Genomic DNA, 18,200 nt, shown 5'->3' on the forward strand with positions numbered 1-18,200 from the left:
ACATCGACCTGCACGGGGAGGGTTAGCCGAACGAGCCGAGTAGCTTCGGCAGATGGCTTGCGCCTTGAACTAAGCATCGATCTCCCCATTGGCTTGTGGAGACACGCCCCAGACGTGAAACGGCGATATTCGAGTCGTCATTCCAAAGCGTGCATATCGGTAGTGTTACACTACCCCAAAAAAGTCCCACAAATTAATTTGATCACCTACACTTGCGCGCAAGTACGGACGGGCGGCTGCTAAAAGCGGCGGTTTTCACGTGCTTGAGGCCAAGTGCATGAACGATGCAACCGGCGAATCGTCCAGTGATTGCAAACACAGGGATGGCAGCGGGGCACCGGGCGATGGCGTTTTATTGGGACCGAAACTGGAGACTTACATGAATATCAAGATGCAAAAGCTGTTGCCGATCACCGCGGCCGCGATGCTGTGCGCTGCAGCTGCGGGCAACGCAGCGGCCGATCAAGTCGTCAAGATCGGCCACGTCGCGCCCTTGACGGGCGGCATTGCACACCTGGGCAAGGACAACGAAAACGGCGCACGTCTCGCGGTTGAAGAGATCAACGCCAAGGGTCTCACGGTCGGCGGCCAGAAAATCACGCTGCAACTCGACCCGCAGGACGACGCGGCCGACCCGCGACAGGCCACGCAGGTTGCGCAGAAGCTCGTCGACGACAAGGTCGTCGCGGTGGTCGGCCACCTGAACTCGGGCACGTCGATCCCGGCCTCGAAGATCTACAGCGATGCGGGCATCGTGCAGATCTCGCCGTCGGCGACCAACCCGGCCTACACGCAGCAGGGCTTCAAGACCACGTACCGCGTGGTGGCCACCGATGCGCAGCAGGGCCCGGCACTCGCGAACTACGCGCACTCGAAGGGCATCAAGAGCGTGGCCGTGGTCGACGATTCGACCGCGTACGGCCAGGGTCTCGCGAACGAGTTCGAGAAGAAGGCCAAGGCGCTCGGCCTGAAGGTGATGTCGCATGACGCGACGAACGACAAGGCGGTCGACTTCCGCGCGATTCTGACCAAGATCAAGGGCGAGAATCCGGACGCGATCATGTACGGCGGCATGGACGCCACCGGCGGCCCGTTCGCGAAGCAGGCGAAGCAGCTCGGCCTGCGCGCGAAGATCTTCGCGGGCGACGGCGTGTGCACGGAAAAGCTGGCCGACCTGGCCGGCGACGCGACCGACAACGTGGTGTGTTCGGAAGCCGGTGCTTCGCTCGAGAAGATGTCGGGCGGCGCGGCGTTCAAGGCGAAGTACGAGAAGCGCTTCGGCCAGCCGATCCAGATCTACGCACCGTTCACGTATGACGCCGTGTACATCATCGTCGATGCGATGAAGCGCTCGAACTCGGCGGATCCGGCGAAGATCCTCGCCGCGATGCCGGCGACGAACTACTCGGGCGTGATCGGCACGACGACCTTCGACTCGAAGGGCGACCTGCAGCACGGCGTGATCTCGCTGTACAACTACAAGGGCGGCAAGAAGTCGCTGCTCGACGAAGTGAAGATGTAACGATACAAGCGGTCAACAGAAGGGGTGAAAGCGCGCATGCGGCAACGCATGCGCGCTTTCTTTTTGGGCCGGCGCGTGCCGCGCCCCGTCAGATCTTCAGCCGCGCGAGCACCTTCGGCGCGACGGCCGCGACGAGCGCCGCGCACAGCGCGACGACGGACAGCCCGATCGTCAGGTTCGACGCCTGCGCGACGGCGCCGATCACGACCGGACCGAACAGCATGCCGAAATACGCGAGGCCGGCCACGTGCGCGAGCCCTTCGGCTGCATGGATGCCTTTCACGCGCGCGGCGGCCGCGAACAGCACCGGCATCATGTTCGCGAGGCCGAGGCCCATCAGCGTGAAGCCGGTCAGCACCGTGGCCGAATACGGCAGCAGCAGCGCGCCGATCATCCCCGCGCAGGCGAGCGACGCGCTCGCGAACACGAGCTGCGGCGCGCCGAAGCGGGCGCGCACGGCGTCGCCCGCGAAGCGCGCGATGGCCATCCCGCCCGAGAACGCGGCATAGGCGGCGCTGGCGAGCGCGGGGCTCGCCACGACGACGTCGCGCATGTAGACCGTCGCCCAGTCGTACATCGCGCCTTCGGCGATCAGCGCGACGAGCGCGATGCCGCCGAGCATCCACAACGCCGGCGAGCGCCAGCGGTTGCCGCCGCCGTGCGCGTGTTCGTGATGCGGCACATGCGGGAGCACGGCCGGGCTGGCGACCACGAGCACCGTCGCGCTGGTCGCCGCCGCGAGCGCGAGATGCACGGCCGGCGCCATGCCGGCCGACAGCAGCGCGCCGCCGGCGGCCGCGCCGGCCATCCCGCCGATGCTGAACATGCCGTGCAGTGACGACATGATCGGCCTGCCGATCGCGATTTCGACCGCGCTGGCCTCGGCGTTCATCGCGACGTCGAGCGTCGCCATCGAGAAGCCGAACAGCGCGAGCACCGCCAGCAGCAACGGGTAGTCGGGCACGACGAGGATCAGCGCCGCGCAGGCCGACATCACGAGCCCGCCCGCGAGGCACGCGGTGCGCGAGCCGACGCGCGCGATCCAGCGCGCGATGGTCAGCATCGCGGCGATTGACCCGACGGCGACCGCGAACAGCGCGATCGACAGCAGCCCGGGGCTCAGCGCGAACTTGTCGCGCACGGTCGGCACGTGCACGCCCCACGACGCGAACATCATGCCGGCGACGAAGAACAGCGCCATCGATGCCGCGCGGGCCCGCTGGCGGGCCGGCAGCGACAGCACGCGATGCGCGTCGGGGGGCGCGGCGAACGGGGACGACGATTCGGGGGAGGAGGATTCGGACACGATGACGCTCATCAAAGGAAATGCACGGACGCACGCGGCGCCAGTCGGATTCGTCCGATTCTATCGAACCGCTTACGATCGTGCCGGGCGTTGGCCGTTCGGCCGATGATCCGGCGATTAGTCAGTGACCCGCGTTCGGCCGCATCGACTGCCCTGGCCGTTCGACCGATGCACGGCGCGCCGCGCCCGCGGGTAACATCGGAGCGCATGGCGTGCCCGGTGCGCCCCCCTTCGACCGCAGGAGTCCTCTTGAACATCGATCCCGCTCTCGCCGTGCATCTGCTGCACCGCTGCGCGCTCGGCACGCTCGCCACCCATTCGCGCGATCCGCAGGGTTTCCCGTATCCGACGGTCGTTCCGTTTGCACCCGATGCAAGCCATCGTCCCGTGATCCTCGTGAGCGGCCTCGCGGAGCACACGCGCAATCTGGCCGCCGATCCGCGCGCGGGCTTCCTCGTCGTCGACGCGCCCGACGGCGACGTGCTGAACGCCGAGCGCGCGACGCTGCTCGGCCGGTTCGTGCCGCTCGGCGACGATCCGCACGTCACCGCGCGCTACTGTCGTTATGAGCCGGATGCCGCGCGCTATCTCGCGCTGGGCGATTTCACGTTCTGGGCACTCGACGTCGAGCGGCTGCGCTATATCGGCGGGTTCGGGCGCATGGGCTGGGTCGACGGCACGCATCTCGATACGCTGCCGCCGCTCACGTTCGACGAGGAGCAGGCGTTATGGGACGCGTACGATGCCGGCGCTGCGCGCCGCGACGGGCTCGAATTGCTCGGCGTCGATCGCCACGGCGCCGACTGGCGACATGACGGCCGCCGCGTGCGTACGCCGTTTGATACGCCGTTGGCCGATGCGGGCGAATGGCGCGAGCGGCTGATGGCGTGCGCGCGGGATGTGACGTGACGTCGCGGATACCGGCGGGTCCGCGCTGAGCCCGTTTAGCGAGGCGCGCCATCCGATTTTCGTAAAACTGTCGTCCGATGAAAGCTTCTATTTTTCAAATGCAGGGTAATTGCGTATGTTGATAGACCTAATAGCCAATCGCTAATGTCCTAATCTCTGTGTAGGAACGTAAAAATTTGAGAAAAGGCCGTGGCCGGTCAAAATGACACGTGTGAATTCCAATTGATCTCGGGATTTTCATGAATCCCGCTTCTATCAAATCTTTTTTGTGCTAATCTCTGCCTTCGAAAATCCGAGGCACATATATTTCATGAATGGTGAGCTGGCTGCAGACCGGCGCCATTGGTCAGATAGAAAGGGAAACTATGTCTTCTTACAAGGACCTGCTGGCCCAGCGGGAGAAGCTGGAGAAGCAAATCGAAGAAGCAAAGTCGCGTGAATACGCTGAAGTGCTGAATGACGTGAAGCAGAAAATTGCCGACTACGGCTTTTCGCTCGCCGAACTCGGTCTCAGCCGCGCGAAGGCAGGTAAGGTTGGCCGTCCGCGCGCAGGCGTTGCCGCGAAATACCGCGATCCGGAAACGGGCGCGACGTGGTCGGGCCGCGGCAAGCCGCCGCGCTGGATCGCCGGCAAGAACCGCGAACAGTTTGCGATTTAAACGTCCGTTTAAATAGCCTGCTCTTCAAAAGAGCCGCGTGTCCGTTAAGGAGCGCGGCTTTTTTGTTTTCAGCGCTCGCCGCGCACATGGTGTTGTCATGAAAATGTAATGATGGGGCGTGAATGAAAATACGACCCGTTCGCATAAGCGGTTGATTTAAATAAGAAATTTGTGGGTATTGGCGGGGTTCACGGGGCGCCCTTGATAGAATCGGGTATCGCTCACCGATATCTCATATTTCATGTCCACGTTTTCCGGCGACGCGCAGAGCGCAGATAAGCACGCGGTTGCACGCAAGAGCACGTTCGTCAGTATTGTGCTGAATGTCGTGCTTGCGACATTTCAGATCGTCGTCGGCGTGATTGCCCATTCGCAGGCATTGATTGCTGACGGGGTGCATTCGATTTCCGATTTGATCTCGGATTTTGTCGTGCTGGTTGCGAATCGGCATAGCGGCGCATCGCCGGATGCCGACCACAATTACGGCCACAGCCGCTACGAGACCGTCGCCTCGCTGTTTCTCGGCGCGATCCTGATTGCGGTCGGCGTCGGCATGCTCTGGCGGGCCGGCGACCGCCTCGTTAATCTCGAAAACATTCCGGCGGTACATTTTTCCGCGCTGATCGTCGCGCTGACGGTGCTCGTGTCGAAAGAGGCGCTGTTTCGCTACATGCTGCGCGAAGCGCGGCGCGTCCGTTCGGCGATGCTCGTCGCGAATGCATGGCATGCGCGTTCGGATGCCGCGTCGTCGCTCGTCGTCGCGATCGGCATCGTCGGCAGCCTGGCCGGCGTGCGGCTGCTCGACCCGATCGCGGCGGCGATCGTCGGCTTCATGGTTGCACGCATGGGCTGGACGTTCGGCTATGACGCGTTGCAGGACCTCTCCGACCGCGCGCTCGATACGACCGATACGGCCGAGATCCGCGCGCTGCTCGCGGCGACGCCGGGCGTGCGCGACGTGCACGACTTGCGCACGCGCAAGATGGGTGATGCCGCGCTCGTCGACGCGCACATCCTCGTCGATCCGAAAATCTCCGTCTCCGAAGGGCACTACATCGCCGAGACCGCGCGTGCGCGCGTGCTGAACGATCCGCGCGTGCTCGATGCGCTGATCCATGTCGATCCCGAGAACGACGCGGCGCGCCGTCCGGCGCTCGCGCTGCCGCCGCGCGGCGAGATCGTGGCACGGCTCGAGGCCGCGCTCGCGCAGCGCGGGCTGCATGCGGCGGCCATCAACCTGCATTACCTGAGTACGGGGCTCGAGATCGACGTGACGCTTGCCTGCGATCCGCACGAGACCGACGCGGCGCTGGCTGGCCGGCTCGACGCCGACGCGCTGAAGCGCGAGTTCGGCGCGCGCCGGATCGGCTTCACGCGCACGATGCCCGCGCAGGCGTGACCCGCCGCGGGCACGCGGGATGGAGGGCCGCCAGCGCGCGCCGGCGCGTTACAGCGGCAGTTGCGTGTCGAACTTGATCTCGCGCAGCACGACGCTCGTGCGCACCTGCGACACGGCGGGGATCTTGAAGATGCGTTCGTGCAGGAACACGTCGTAGGCCTTGATGTCCGGCGCGACGATCTTGAGGATGTAATCGGCTTCGCCGGTCGTGCTGTAGCACTCGGTGACTTCCGGGCAGGTCGAGATCTCGCGCTCGAACTGCTCGACGCCGCCTTCGTTGTGGCGGGTCAGGTGCACGTGCGCGAGCGCGCAGACGTGCAGGCCGAGCTTCTCGCGATCGAGCAGCGCCGTGTAGCGCTGGATCACGCCCGACTGTTCCATGTCCTTGATGCGGCGCCAGCACGGCGTGCTCGACAGGCCGACCTGGTCCGAGATTTCCTGGACCGAGCGGCGCGCGTCGAGCTGCAACAGGCGAAGGATTTTTTGCGAAAAGGAATCGAGCGTCACCTGCGCCTCCATGCGGCAACTACAACACGCTGAATGTTAGAGGGCCGGGAAAGGAAAGGCAATCTGGCGTCGCGTTGTTGAGCGAGATTCGCTAATTTGCTCGCGGATCCGTGGGATTTTGTCCCGCGCCTGCGCTTTCCGACCGATCGGTGTCCGACACCGCGAGGCCCGCGAGCGCGGCCTGCTGGCGGCGCAGGTCGGCCAGCATGTTGCAGAACAGCGCGCCTTGCTCGATCGCGTCGTCGAGCGCGACGTGCGTGTGCGGATGGTCGTCGAACCAGTGCTTCGGAAAGCGCGGCTTGATCGCCTTGCGGTACGGCAGGCCCGTCATCGCGAACGCGAGCGTCTTGATGTCGAGCGCCGACCACGAGAACGGGCAGCGGCCCGCGAAGCGCATCATGTACCAGAACATGAACGTGAAATCGAAGCCCGCCGGCATCGCGACGAACACCGGCTTGCCGGGCAGCGCCTCGACCCAGTCGACGTACGCGAGCAGCGCCGCTTCGGGTGCCTGCAGATCCTTCCGGCACGCCGCCCATGCTTCGGGCTCGGTCTTCCACCACGCTTCCTGCACCGGGTGCGCCTGCGCGCCGGGCAGCGTGTCGAGATTGGCCGAGAACGTCGCGATCAGCTGCTTGTCCTCGGTATAGGCGGCCGACGCGAAGCTCAGCATCGAGTGCGGGCCGGGAATCGGGCCGTCGGCCTCGACATCGGTGCTGACGTAGATTTCCGGGATGGCGGTCTGGTTCATCCGAATACCTTGTCGGACACGAACGGGTTGGTGCGGCGCTCGTCGCCGAACGTCGACACCGGGCCGTGGCCCGGCACGAACGTCACGTCGTCGCCGAGCGGCCACAGCTTCTCCTTGATCGACCGGACGAGATCCTCGTGATTGCCGCGCGGAAAATCGGTGCGGCCGATCGAGCCCGCGAACAGCACGTCGCCGACGATCGCGACGCGATGCGCGCGGCTGAAGAACACGACGTGGCCGGGCGTGTGGCCCGGGCAGTGATAGACCTCGAGCGTCTCGTCGCCGAACTGCACGGTATCGCCGTCGTTCAGCCAGTGATCCGGCTCGAAGGTCTCGGCGGCCGGAAAGCCGAAGCGCTCGCTCTGCATCGGCAGCTTCTCGATCCAGAAGCGCTCTTCTTCCTGCGGCCCCTCGATCGGCACGCCGTAATGCGTCGCGAGCGTCTTCGCGCCCGCGCAGTGATCGATGTGCCCGTGCGTGAGCAGCACCTTCTCGACCTGCACGTTCTGCCGCGCGACTTCCTGTTCGATCCGGTCGAGATCGCCGCCCGGATCGACGACGGCGGCGCGGCCCGTTTTCTCGCAGACGAGCAGCGAGCAGTTCTGCTGGAACGGCGTGACCGGAATGAGCGTGACTTTCATGGAGGCACCGGCGGCTAAAAGGAGCGATTGTACCGGTCGCGCGTGCCGCCTGCCGGTCGCGCGACGCGTGTCGCGGTGGACGCCTCCGGGCATTCCCGGAGCATGTCGATTGTTACCGCCATAGTGAGAATCAATGGTCCCCGACGGGCGCTTTTCGAGACAACCTTTTGGTTTATGTATAATGCGCCCCATTGCACGTGAATTTCACGCAATTCGCTGGTGTTTCGGCCCCGTTAAAAAAGGGGCGTCGGAGGCACCGTCAAGCATCAGCCGCCGGGGAGTCCGGCGGTGTATCCAGCACCGAATATTCGGTGCTCACGTCTTGTCCGGCCGGGTGCTGCGCGCCCGCCTGCGGCCCTGCTGCCGCGCCGCCGGATGGGGCCTGTGCCGCCGTTCCTGTGAGTCGGTCGTTTCGACGCGCGCGAACGTGAAGCCATGTTCGATGGCGGCATGTGGGGTCTGGTCAGGCTGTTGGGGACAGGTTGCGCCAGACGTGAAAGCTAATCAGGACGGTTGCGGCCTAGACGAAAGCCGCGCCCATGCTAGCCGCCTGCTCGCATCCGAGCGGGGCGTGCACGCATTTGCCGTCCGGGCCGCATATCCGCGCCGTGAATCGGCGTGATGAAGGCGCGGCCCGAACCAGAAGGCGACACGTCGATGAATTTACGTTTTCCGAGTCGATTCGGGACCATTGCATTGTTTTTTGCGCTGACGGGCTGCGCGGTGCCACCCAGCCAGACCACCGGTAGCGCGAACCAGAAGAACGCCGTCGACAAGACGGCCGCCGCCGCGAAGGCGGATAGCGACAAGCAGCTGAACTTTGATTCCGCGCTGGCATCGATGCCGGCTGCCGACAGCAAGGACGCGAAGAAGTCGTCGCTGGCGGACGCCGAGCCGATCGACGGCAAGGATGTGTCCGATTTCCGCCAGACGGGCCGCGCATCGTGGTACGGGCGGGATTTCCACGGTCGCCGCACCGCGAACGGCGAGCGCTTCAACATGAACGCACTCACCGCCGCACACCGCACGCTGCCGCTGTCGTCGTACATCAAGGTGACGAACGCGTCGACCGGCAAGTGGGTCGTCGTGAAGGTCAACGATCGCGGGCCGTTCAAGCGCGGTCGCGTGCTCGACCTGTCGTATGCGGCCGCCAAGATGATCGGCCTCGTGCACGCCGGCACGGGCCGCGTGAAGATCGAAGGGCTGTCGCCGCAGGAAGCGCGCGAGGCACGCGACGAAATGTTCGCGTCGGTCTCGGCGAAGTAACGCAGCGGCTCGACCGCTCATGCAAAAGGGCTGCCCGCGGGCAGCCCTTTGTCTTTCCTGCGCGGCGCGATGCCGGCGCCGGCTTCCCGGTGCCGGCCGCCTCGCGCGTCAGCTTTCGTCCTTCAGCGCCAGCGCACGCGCATACAGCGTGTTGCGCGACGCGCCCGTCAGCGCGGCCGCGAGCCTGGCCGCGCTCTTCACCGGCACCTCTTCCAGCAGCAGCTTGAGCAGCGCGTCGTGCGCGGTGTCGTCGGCTTCGCCGCTCGTCGCCGGCGCGCCTTCGACCACCAGCACGAACTCGCCGCGCTGCCGGTTTGCATCGCCGGCGAGCCAGGTCTGTCCTTCGGCCAGGGTGCCCTGGAACAACTGCTCGTGTAGCTTGGTGAGCTCGCGCGCGATCAGCAGCCGGCGCGCGGGGCCGAATGCGTCGGCGAGTGCGGCGACGGTTTCGGCGATCCGGTGCGGCGCCTCGTAGAACACCAGCGCATACGGGTGCGATACCAGCCCCTGCAGCGCGGTCGCGCGCTGCTTCGCCTTCGGCGGCAGGAAGCCCGCGAACGTGAACGCGCCGGCCCAGTCGCCGGCCACGCTCAGCGCGGTCACCGCCGCGCTCGCGCCCGGCAGCGGGACCACCGCGAAGCCGGCGGCGCGCACCGCGTCGACGAGCCGCGCGCCGGGGTCCGAGATGCCGGGCGTGCCGGCGTCCGATACATAGGCCACGCGCTCGCCGCCGCGCAGCAGTTCGATCACGCGTTGCGCGGCTTCGCGTTCGTTGTGCTCGTGCACGGCAACGAGCGGTTTCGAGATCCCGTAGCGGGCGAGCAGCTGGCCCGTGTTGCGGGTGTCTTCGGCCGCGATGCGGTCGGCGAGGCCGAGCACGTGCAGCGCGCGCAGCGTGATGTCGGCGGTGTTGCCGATCGGCGTGGCGACCACGTAGAGCGCGGCGTCCGGGTAGTGCTGCGTGTGCGCGAGTTCGAGGAGGGCAGTCATGGCAGGCAATGCGCGCAATCGCGGCGCAAGCGGAACAAGGACGGCATTGTGCCACGCGGCGCCGGCCCGGCCGGGCGACGGGCGCGGTTTGGTGCGCGCCGGCGACAACTTTTCGGATGCGGCGCGATCCAAACCGGTCGGCGCGGCGTTCGAGCTGCGCGCGCGGCAGTTTCTCGAACGCCGCGGCCTCGGGTTCGTCGCGGCGAACGTGACGATGCGCGGCGGTGAGCTCGATCTCGTGATGCGCGAGCCCGACGGCATGCTCGTGTTCGTCGAGGTGCGCGCGCGGCGTAGCGTCCGGCACGGCGGCGCGGCCGCGAGCGTCGGCTGGCGCAAGCGGCGTCGCCTGGTGGCGGCCGCGCTCCAGTTCTGGGCGCGGCACGGCGCCGGCGCCGCGTGCCGCTTCGACGTCGTCGCGTTCGAGGCCGGCCGGCTCGCGTGGCTGCGCGACGCATTTCGTGCCGACGATGCGTAGCGGCGAGCTGTGACGAGATGTAAAGAGTTCTTGCCGGACCGCCGGAGAGGGTGCCGGAGTACGGTAAACTCGCCGCACCCACGATGTCGCGCGATGCGTGCCACGCGCCCAGTTCACCAGGAATCGATGTCAGTCGAACGTATTCAGCAACATTTCCGCGACAGCGCCGCGCTTCACGCCGAAGCGGCCGACGCGCTGTCGCTGCCGATCGCAGCCGCGGTCGATGCGATGTTCGCCGCGCTGGCGAACGGCAACAAGATCGTCGCGTGCGGTGACGGCCCTTCGGCCGCCGCCGCGCATTACCTCGCCGTGTCGCTCGTCGGCGGCTTCGAGCGCGAGCGCCCGGGCCTGCCCGCGATCGCGCTGGCCACCGACGCGTCGCAGGGCGGCCTCGCGGGCGCGGTGTCCGCCGATCAGCTGTTCGCGCAGCAGGTGCGCGTGCTCGGCCAGACCGGCGACATCCTGCTGGTGCTCGATCCGGCCGGCGCGTCGCCGCGCGTGCTGGCGGCGATCGACGAAGCGCACGAGCGCGAGATGACCGTCGTCGCGCTGACGGGCGGCGACGGCCATGCGGTCGCCGCCGCGCTGTCCGATACCGATATTCCGATCAGCGTGCCCGCCGTTCGCGCGGCGCGCATCCACGAAGTCCATCTGCTGACCATCCACTGCCTGTGCGACGGCATCGACGCGATGCTGCTGGGTGAGGATTGAACGAAGGAGAGCCGTCGATGAATCAAAGCCGCGTCAAACAGACGCTCGTCAGAACCACGCTGCTCGCTGCGCTGACGGCGGGCCTCGCCGTGTCGCTGCAAGGTTGTGTGCTCGGGGTCGTGGGCGCAGCGGCCGGCGGCGGCGCGCTGATCGCGACCGATCGCCGTACGCTCGGCGCGCAGACGGAAGATCGCGAGATCCAGGTCAAGTCGCTCACGCAGATCAACAACGGGCTGCCCGACCAGTCGCACGTGAACGTGACGGTGTTCAACCGCCGCGTGCTGCTGACGGGCGAAGTGCCGAACGATGCATCGAAGCAGCGCGCCGAGGAAATCGTGCGCGGTATCAACAACGTAAACGGCATCGTCAACGAGCTGTCGGTCGAGCCGGCGTCGTCGCTGTCGTCGCGCGCGAACGACTCATACCTCGAAGGGCGCGTGAAGTCCGAGCTGATCGCGACGAAGGGCATCTCGTCGAACTACTACAAGGTCGTCAGCGAACGCGGCAACCTTTACCTGATGGGGCTCGTGACGGTCGACGAGGGCAATCGCGGCGCGGAAGCCGCCAGCCAGGTGCCGGGCGTCGAGAAGGTCGTGAAGGTGTTCCAGTACGTGAAGCCGCAGGACGCGCAGGCGCTGCAGAACGCATCGCCCGCGAGCGGCGCATCCGGCGCGCAGGCTGCCGCCGCGCCGGCGGATACCGCGACGGTGGGCGCCGTGCCCGACGCATCGGTGCAGTCCGCGCCGCTGCAGCCGCCCGCACCGATCTCGAATTCGTCGAACGTGCACCCGGGCAACCCGAAGGCCCCGGCGCAATGAAGAACAGGCAGATGAAGCAGATGAAACAATGGATGGTGCAGGGCGCCGCGGCCGCGGCGCTCGTGATTGGCGCGCTGGGCGTCGCGCATGCGGATGTCGGTGACGGCCTGAAGGTCGCGCGCGGCAACGCATGCATGGGCTGCCACGCGGTCGACCGCAAGCTCGTCGGCCCGTCGTTCAAGGATATCGCCGCCCGCTACAAGTCCGATCCGCAGGCCGTGGCCAAGCTGTCGAAGAAGGTGAAGGAGGGCGGCTCGGGCGTCTGGGGCGCCATTCCGATGCCCGCGCACCCGCGCATGAGCGATGCCGACGTGCGTTCGGTGGTCGAATGGGTGCTGGCTGGCGCGCCGTCAAAGTAAGGTTTCAGGGGCGATTCAACCCCTATTGCCAAGCGCAGAAATGCGTGTGTATGATGGTTGACTGTTGGGGCGGTAGCTCAGCTGGGAGAGCGTCGCGTTCGCAATGCGAAGGTCGGGAGTTCGATCCTCCTCCGCTCCACCAACGGAATTCGAAGGGCTCGATCGCAAGATCGGGCCCTTTTTGTTTTTGCGGGTCCCGCGATGGCAGGCCGGACCCAAGTGCCGCACTCGACGTGGCGGGGGGGGGGGGGGGGCCGGTGGCCGGTCAAGTCAGGTCAGCAGTTCGTGCGCGAGCCTGAACGTCGGCACTCCCAACGCAGCAAATCCCACCGTAATAACTGCGAGAATCACTGTTCTCTTCCGCAGCAGCGCGAAGATGACGAACGACAGCGCGTAGAACGCCCAAGTCAGCAGGATAAGCCACCACAACGTTGCGTAGCCGGCGCCGCCTTCGAAGTTCGACACGTTCCGCGTGATCAGCGGCGCGACGTAGCCAGCGGCGGTCACACTCGCGGGCAGGCCCAGCACCGAATACAGGACGTAGACGATGATCTGTCGCGGTGTCGGATCGGAAGACGTCATGACGGGCGGTTCTTTTTCGGGTGGAGACGGGCGGCCGAACCGATCGCCACGCGGGCAGGTTCAGGCAGCCGGCATGGTGCGTGCGTTTGCCGCGTTTGGCAACCACCCGCCGCTGACCGCCGCCCCCTCACCCCCGCCCGACACTAGGCCGCTTCGGATCGTACGTCCACCCCGGCACGAGATAGCGCATCGCGACCGCGTCGTCGCGCGCCGTGCCGCCAACCTGCCGATAAAGCGCATGCGCGGCCTCGACCTGCGCCATGTCGAGCTCGATCCCGAGCCCCGGCCGTTCCGGCACGGCCACCTGGCCGCCGACGATCTTCAGCGGCTCGCATGTAAGCCGCGCATCGCCTTCCTGCCAGATCCAGTGCGTGTCGATCGCGGTGATCGTGCCGGGCGCGGCCGCCGCCGCATGCGTGAACATCGCGAGCGACACGTCGAAGTGGTTGTTCGAATGCGAGCCCCACGTGAGCCCCCAGTCGCGGCACAGCTGCGCAAGCCGCACCGAGCCCTGCATCGTCCAGAAATGCGGGTCGGCGAGCGGGATGTCGACTGCCTGCAGCCGCACCGCATGATCCATCTGCCGCCAGTCGGTCGCGATCATGTTGGTCGCGGTCGGAATGCCCGTCGCGCGGCGGAATTCGGCCATCACCTCGCGGCCCGAATAGCCGCCTTCCGGCCCGCACGGATCTTCCGCATACGCAAGCAGGTGGCCTTGCCCGCGGCACAGCGCGACGGCCTCGTCGAGCGACCACGCGCCGTTCGGGTCGAGCGTCGCGCGGGCATCGGGGAAGCGCGCCTTGATCGCGGCGATCGCTTCCATCTCGTCGGCGCCGGCCATCACGCCGCCCTTCAGCTTGAAATCGGCGAAGCCGTAGCGATCGACCGCGGCCTCGGCCTGCCGCGCGATCGCGGCCGGCGTGAGCGCTTCCTCGTTGCGCAGCCGGAACCATGCATCCGACGCCTGCGCCTCGTCGCGATACGGCAGGTCGGTGCGGCCGCGATCACCGAGATAGAACAGGTACGCGAGCATCGGCACCGCATCGCGCTGCTGCCCTTCACCGAGCAGCGCCGCGACCGGCACGTCGAGGTGCTGGCCGAGCAGGTCGAGCAGGGCAGCCTCGATCGCGGTGATCACGTTGTCGAGCCGCAGGTTGATCTCGTGCGGCTGGCGCAGCACCGCGGCTTCGCCGGCCGACGTCACCTCGTGCCGGATCGTGCGGCCCGCACCCGCGCCCGCGCCGGACAGTGCCGCGCGCACTGCATTGAGTGTCGCCTGGTAGCGTCCGATCGACTGGCCGACCACGAGATCCGTCATGCGCTCGAGCGCGTGGCGGATGCCTTCGCCGCCCGGCACTTCGCCGACACCCGTGTGTCCGCTGCTGTCGTCGAGGATCACGAGGTTGCGCGTGAAGTACGGTGCGTGCGCGCCGCACAGGTTGAGCAGCATGCTGTCGCGGCCGGCGACGGGAATCACCTGCATGCGCGTGACGTGCGGGGTGCCGGCACGGCGGGAATCGGACATCGGCTCGCTCCTGGTTCCGGTGGGGCACGGGCCGCCGGCTGCGCCGGCGCGGCCCGTGCATGTTCATTGAAGCTCGACGCGGCGGATCTCGCCGACGACGAACAGGTAGCAGATCACGGCGACGAGCGCGTGCGCGACGACGTAGACGAGCGCGCCGTTGAACGAGCCGCTGCGGTCGACGATGTAGCCGATCGCGATCGGCGTCGTGATGCTGGAGAGGTTGCCGCACGTGTTGAGCAGCGCGCCGCTCAAGCCCGCGATCTGGCGCGGCGCGGTGTCGGCGTTGACGGCCCAGCCGAGCGCGCCGAGCCCCTTGCCGAAGAACGACAGCGCCATGAACAGCACGACGAGCACGTGCGAATCGGTGTAGTTGCAGACGATCATCGACATCGACAGCAGCATGCCGACCACGATCGGCACCTTGCGCGCGACCGACAGCGAGCGGCCCTGCTTGAGCAGCCCGTCGGACACGACGCCGCCGAGAATCCCGCCGAGGAAACCGCACACGGCCGGGATCGACGCGACGAGCCCCGCGTTGAGGATCGACATCCCGCGCGCCTGCACGAGGTAGACGGGAAACCACGTGATGAAGAAATACGTGAGCGCGTTGATGCAGTACTGCGCGACGTACACGCCGATCAGCATCCGGCTCTTCAGCAGCGCCTTCACGTGGCGCATCGACGGGCCGCCGTCGCGGCCGCCGGTCGCCTGGTCGATGTTGACGAGCGCGCCGCCTTCGGCGAGGTAGTCGAGCTCCGCGCGGTTGACGTTCGGGTGGTCCTTCGGGTCGAACATCGTGCGGTTCCACACCAGGACGAACGCGAAGCCGAGCACGCCCATCACCGCGAACACCGACTGCCAGCCGAACGCGTGCACGAGCCAGCCCATCAGCGGCGCGAACACGACGGTCGCCGCGTACTGCGCGGCGTTGAAGATCGCCGACGCGGTGCCGCGTTCGGCGGCCGGGAACCACGCGGACACGATCCGGCTGTTGGCCGGGAACGACGGCGCCTCGGCCGCGCCGACCAGGAAGCGCAGCCCGAACAGCAGCGCGAACGCGGCCGCGCCGCCGAAGAAGCCGATTCCGCCCTGCAGCAGCGTGAACAGCGACCAGAAGAAGATGCTGAACGCATAGACGATGCGCGACCCGTAGCGGTCGAGCAGCCAGCCGCCCGGCAATTGCGCGATCACGTACGACCAGCCGAACGCGGAAAAGATGAAGCCCATCTGCACGTGGCTCAGGTGCAGCGCGCGGGCGAGGCTCGGGCCCGCGATCGCGATCGCCGCGCGATCCGCGTAGTTGATCGTCGTGACCGCGAACAGGACGGCCAGCACCAGCCAGCGCACGCGCGTGCGCCGGGCCGTGGCCGACGCGGACGCCGGCAGCGCTTGAAGCGGATTCATGACTGTCTCCTCCGAAGGGCGGAAGGTGCCGTCGGGCGGCGGGCGCGTCGATGCGCGCCATTCGTGTGGGTGCTGCCGGCCGGAGGCCGGACGCCGCTGCCGGTGGGCAGCGCGTCCGGGCCATTCTGTCATGTCGAAATTTGCGCCTTCATGCCAATTGCTGACTTGATCGATTCAGCAATTGAATCGATCGGTCTGGCGATCGCTCAGACACATGCGTCTTCCGCGGCGGCGCCGTGATGGCGCGCCACGTGCTGCGCGAGAAATTCGACGGCGGCGCGCACGCCGGGCAACTGGCCGCGCCGGTGCGGCATCAGCAGCGTCGTCGTGACGGTGCCGGCGCGCCAGCCGGGCAACACGCGCACGAGGGCACCGGACGCGAGCGCCGCGCCGGCGATCCAGTCGGGCAGGCATGCGATGCCGAGGCCGGCGGTCGCCGCCTGCAGCAGCAGCGTCGATTCGTCGGCCTGCAGGCGCAGGCGCGGCGTCACGTCGACGGTGTCTCCGCCGCGTTGCAGCCGCCACGGCTGCTGGGCCGGTTGCAGCCCGTCATGCTGCGCGAGATCGGCGGGCGCGTCCGGTGTGCCGGCACGCGCGAGATAGGCCGGTGACGCCACGGCGACGATCGGCGATGCCGCGAGCGGCCGTTGCACGAGCGCGGAATCGGGCAGCGGCGCGAAATGGCTGCGCACGGCGATGTCGAAGCCTTCCTGCGCGATGTCGACGAGGCGGTCGCTCGCGTGAATCTGCAGCAGCAGCTTCGGGTGCGCGACCGCCAGCGCGGGCAGGCACGGCGCGAGGATGTGCTGCGCGACCGGCACCGAGCTCGTGATCCGCACGACGCCGGCCGGCTCGGCGGCTTGCCGCAGCACCGCGTCGCGCGCGCTTTCGGCCTCGATCACGGCCGCGCGGGCATGTTCGAAGAATTCGGCGCCGACCGGCGTGAGCCGGAAACTGCGCGACGTGCGATGCACGAGCCGCGCGCCAAGCGTGCGCTCGAGCTCGGCCACGCGTTTGCTGACCGTCGATTTCGGCAGGTCGAGCCGGCGCGCGGCGGCCGACATGCTGCCGGCGTCGACCGCCTGCACGAACAGGTAGAGATCGTTCAGGTTCACTTCCAGCGTCCACATGGAGAAACGACGGGTTTCAATTTTAGCGGCTACTGCGCCATCGTTCGTCATGGGAGCATGACTGCTCGTTCAACTTCTGCGGATTCTCCCGATGTCTCCCATCCTTCTCTACGGCATTCCCGCCGGCTGCTCGTTCGGCTCGATCGTTGCGCTCGAATGGATCGGCCGCCCGTACCGGCTGTCGCGCATCACGATGCCGGGCCTTGTGACGAGCGACGCGTTCCTCGCGCTGAACCCCGTCGCGGAGACGCCGGCGTTCGTGACCGCGAACGGCGACGTACTGACCGAAAGCCTCGCGATCCTCGGCCATATCGGCGCGCAGGCGCTCGACAGCGGCCTTGCGTTCCGCCAGGGCAGCGCCGATTTCGACCGGCTGAACCGGATGCTGGCATGGTTGAACACGACGTTCTTCAACGCGTTCGGTGCGCTCTGGTACGTGTACGAACACGACACCGAAGGCGTCGAGAAAGCGGCGTTGCAGGCGTACGGCCGCGGCAAGGTGCTGAAGGCGCACCGGCAGCTCGAGGCGATGCTCGAGCGCGGTGAAGGCCCGTGGCTGCTGGGCGCACGGCGCACGCTGGCCGACGCGTACTTCGCCGGGATCGCGCGCTGGGCCGACTATCACGCGGTGTTCGAGCCTGAAGCATTCCCGCGCGTCGCCGCACTGCGTGCGCGGCTCGCCGACGATGCAGGCGTGCAGTTCGCGCATGCGATCGAGGAAAACCTGCCGCTGCCGGCAGCGTCGGCGTTCGAAGGGCATGTATCGGTCGACGATGCACTGGCAAGCGCACGCGACATCGCGATTCCAGCCCGCACGATCTGACCGGCGTCGTGATCGCCCGAAGAGATGGAACGCGCGGATGCTATTTTTTACCCGGATGTTATTGACATCCAATTTATACCCGGATAAAAATAGCGTCATTCCGATTCCGGCCTCCGGGCGACCACGATGACTATCACCACACTGCTTCCTTCCTACACGGCGTTCGACGGCCACCGACGCCTTGCGTCGGGCCCGCTCGCGACCGTCGCGCTCGCGGTTCGCCAGGCTGCCGGCGATGCGATGTCCACCACGATCCTGATCTTCGACGACGCCACCGGCCGTTCGATCGACCTCGACCTGCGCGATCAGGCAGCCGTTCACGAGCACGTCCATCGGCTCGCCGGCCATGCCGTCCAGCTCGACGACCGAACCTTGCGCGAGCTGCAGCAGGTTGCGGATCGCGATCTTCGTGCGGCCGAGCTC

At 67.0% G+C, this 18,200-nt stretch carries 19 protein-coding genes, 1 tRNA gene and 2 pseudogenes; 12 read left to right on the top strand and 10 right to left on the bottom strand.

Annotated features, from left to right (window positions below):
- Window positions 1-379 precede the first annotated feature (379 nt).
- Entirely contained in the window at window positions 380-1,522 is a 1,143-nt protein-coding gene (locus G3N98_RS31705) for a branched-chain amino acid ABC transporter substrate-binding protein (RefSeq protein WP_089430459.1), read from the top strand.
- A gap of 88 nt (window positions 1,523-1,610) precedes the next feature.
- Here G3N98_RS31705 and G3N98_RS31710 read toward each other — a convergent pair whose 3' ends face one another.
- A complete protein-coding gene (locus G3N98_RS31710; RefSeq protein ID WP_179255029.1) occupies window positions 1,611-2,828 on the bottom strand; it encodes an MFS transporter in 1,218 nt (405 codons plus the stop codon).
- A 249-nt stretch (window positions 2,829-3,077) separates the two neighbouring features.
- Here G3N98_RS31710 and G3N98_RS31715 point away from each other — a divergent pair, with 249 nt between their 5' ends.
- From G3N98_RS31715 to G3N98_RS31725, 3 genes are all read left to right on the top strand, one after another.
- Window positions 3,078-3,737, top strand: a complete 660-nt coding sequence (locus tag G3N98_RS31715; protein WP_206150405.1) for a pyridoxamine 5'-phosphate oxidase family protein — start codon at window positions 3,078-3,080, stop codon at window positions 3,735-3,737.
- Window positions 3,738-4,102: 365 nt separating this feature from the next.
- Window positions 4,103-4,396, top strand: coding sequence for an H-NS histone family protein (locus G3N98_RS31720; protein ID WP_006491875.1), 294 nt, complete (start codon window positions 4,103-4,105; stop codon window positions 4,394-4,396).
- A 241-nt stretch (window positions 4,397-4,637) separates the two neighbouring features.
- Window positions 4,638-5,795, top strand: a complete 1,158-nt coding sequence (locus tag G3N98_RS31725; RefSeq protein ID WP_206150406.1) for a cation diffusion facilitator family transporter — start codon at window positions 4,638-4,640, stop codon at window positions 5,793-5,795.
- 48 nt (window positions 5,796-5,843) lie between these two features.
- Here the strand turns inward: G3N98_RS31725 and G3N98_RS31730 are convergent, their stop codons facing one another.
- From G3N98_RS31730 to G3N98_RS31740, 3 genes are all read right to left on the bottom strand, one after another.
- The gene (locus G3N98_RS31730) at window positions 5,844-6,314 is read right to left on the bottom strand and encodes an Lrp/AsnC family transcriptional regulator (protein WP_011882933.1); all 471 of its coding nucleotides are present in this window, start codon (window positions 6,312-6,314) and stop codon (window positions 5,844-5,846) included.
- A 79-nt stretch (window positions 6,315-6,393) separates the two neighbouring features.
- Window positions 6,394-7,053: an exonuclease gene (locus G3N98_RS31735; protein ID WP_089471951.1), complete on the bottom strand. Its 660-nt coding sequence runs from the start codon at window positions 7,051-7,053 to the stop codon at window positions 6,394-6,396.
- Window positions 7,050-7,694, bottom strand: coding sequence for an MBL fold metallo-hydrolase (locus G3N98_RS31740; RefSeq protein WP_043185095.1), 645 nt, complete (start codon window positions 7,692-7,694; stop codon window positions 7,050-7,052). The genes G3N98_RS31735 and G3N98_RS31740 overlap by 4 nt, the downstream gene beginning before the upstream one ends.
- Window positions 7,695-8,351: 657 nt before the next feature.
- Here G3N98_RS31740 and G3N98_RS31745 point away from each other — a divergent pair.
- Complete coding sequence (locus G3N98_RS31745; RefSeq protein WP_089424296.1) at window positions 8,352-8,960, top strand: septal ring lytic transglycosylase RlpA family protein; 609 nt, start codon at window positions 8,352-8,354, stop codon at window positions 8,958-8,960.
- 108 nt (window positions 8,961-9,068) lie between these two features.
- Here G3N98_RS31745 and rsmI read toward each other — a convergent pair whose 3' ends face one another.
- Window positions 9,069-9,950: a 16S rRNA (cytidine(1402)-2'-O)-methyltransferase gene (rsmI, locus tag G3N98_RS31750; RefSeq protein WP_206150407.1), complete on the bottom strand. Its 882-nt coding sequence runs from the start codon at window positions 9,948-9,950 to the stop codon at window positions 9,069-9,071.
- A gap of 46 nt (window positions 9,951-9,996) precedes the next feature.
- On the opposite strand from rsmI, the gene G3N98_RS31755 reads away from it, so the two are divergent.
- From G3N98_RS31755 to G3N98_RS31775, 5 genes are all read left to right on the top strand, one after another.
- Window positions 9,997-10,425 carry a YraN family protein gene (locus tag G3N98_RS31755; RefSeq protein WP_174976294.1) on the top strand — a complete coding sequence of 143 codons (429 nt, stop codon included), beginning with the start codon at window positions 9,997-9,999 and terminating at the stop codon, window positions 10,423-10,425.
- Window positions 10,426-10,551: 126 nt separating this feature from the next.
- Window positions 10,552-11,136, top strand: a complete 585-nt coding sequence (locus tag G3N98_RS31760) for an SIS domain-containing protein (protein ID WP_069246887.1) — start codon at window positions 10,552-10,554, stop codon at window positions 11,134-11,136.
- A 17-nt stretch (window positions 11,137-11,153) separates the two neighbouring features.
- Window positions 11,154-11,954: a BON domain-containing protein gene (locus G3N98_RS31765; protein WP_089424297.1), complete on the top strand. Its 801-nt coding sequence runs from the start codon at window positions 11,154-11,156 to the stop codon at window positions 11,952-11,954.
- Window positions 11,951-12,313 (top strand): c-type cytochrome, encoded by a 363-nt coding sequence (locus G3N98_RS31770; RefSeq protein ID WP_175240387.1) that lies wholly within the window; start codon window positions 11,951-11,953, stop codon window positions 12,311-12,313. The genes G3N98_RS31765 and G3N98_RS31770 overlap by 4 nt, the downstream gene beginning before the upstream one ends.
- Window positions 12,314-12,379: 66 nt before the next feature.
- A tRNA-Ala gene (locus tag G3N98_RS31775) sits at window positions 12,380-12,455 on the top strand.
- A gap of 128 nt (window positions 12,456-12,583) precedes the next feature.
- Here G3N98_RS31775 and G3N98_RS31780 read toward each other — a convergent pair.
- From G3N98_RS31780 to G3N98_RS31795, 4 genes are all read right to left on the bottom strand, one after another.
- Window positions 12,584-12,895 carry a hypothetical protein gene (locus G3N98_RS31780; RefSeq protein ID WP_206150408.1) on the bottom strand — a complete coding sequence of 104 codons (312 nt, stop codon included), beginning with the start codon at window positions 12,893-12,895 and terminating at the stop codon, window positions 12,584-12,586.
- 127 nt (window positions 12,896-13,022) lie between these two features.
- On the bottom strand, window positions 13,023-14,420 hold the full coding sequence (locus G3N98_RS31785; RefSeq protein WP_206150409.1) for an enolase C-terminal domain-like protein: 1,398 nt from the start codon (window positions 14,418-14,420) through the stop codon (window positions 13,023-13,025).
- Between the two features lie 63 nt (window positions 14,421-14,483).
- Entirely contained in the window at window positions 14,484-15,824 is a 1,341-nt protein-coding gene (locus tag G3N98_RS31790) for an MFS transporter (RefSeq protein ID WP_206150410.1), read from the bottom strand.
- A gap of 206 nt (window positions 15,825-16,030) precedes the next feature.
- Window positions 16,031-17,005: a LysR substrate-binding domain-containing protein gene (locus G3N98_RS31795; protein WP_206150411.1), complete on the bottom strand. Its 975-nt coding sequence runs from the start codon at window positions 17,003-17,005 to the stop codon at window positions 16,031-16,033.
- 40 nt (window positions 17,006-17,045) lie between these two features.
- Here G3N98_RS31795 and G3N98_RS31800 point away from each other — a divergent pair, with 40 nt between their 5' ends.
- Window positions 17,046-17,777 (top strand): glutathione S-transferase, encoded by a 732-nt coding sequence (locus G3N98_RS31800; RefSeq protein WP_206150412.1) that lies wholly within the window; start codon window positions 17,046-17,048, stop codon window positions 17,775-17,777.
- A 126-nt stretch (window positions 17,778-17,903) separates the two neighbouring features.
- Window positions 17,904-18,080 (top strand): annotated as a pseudogene (locus G3N98_RS31805) (DUF2239 family protein); the annotation flags it as partial.
- Here G3N98_RS31805 and G3N98_RS40415 read toward each other — a convergent pair.
- A pseudogene (locus G3N98_RS40415) lies at window positions 18,075-18,200 on the bottom strand (FliM/FliN family flagellar motor switch protein); the annotation flags it as partial. The pseudogenes G3N98_RS31805 and G3N98_RS40415 overlap by 6 nt on opposite strands.

Origin of the sequence: Burkholderia sp. Tr-20390 (assembly GCF_017104595.1) — a bacterium.
Taxonomy (GTDB): Bacteria; Pseudomonadota; Gammaproteobacteria; order Burkholderiales; family Burkholderiaceae; genus Burkholderia.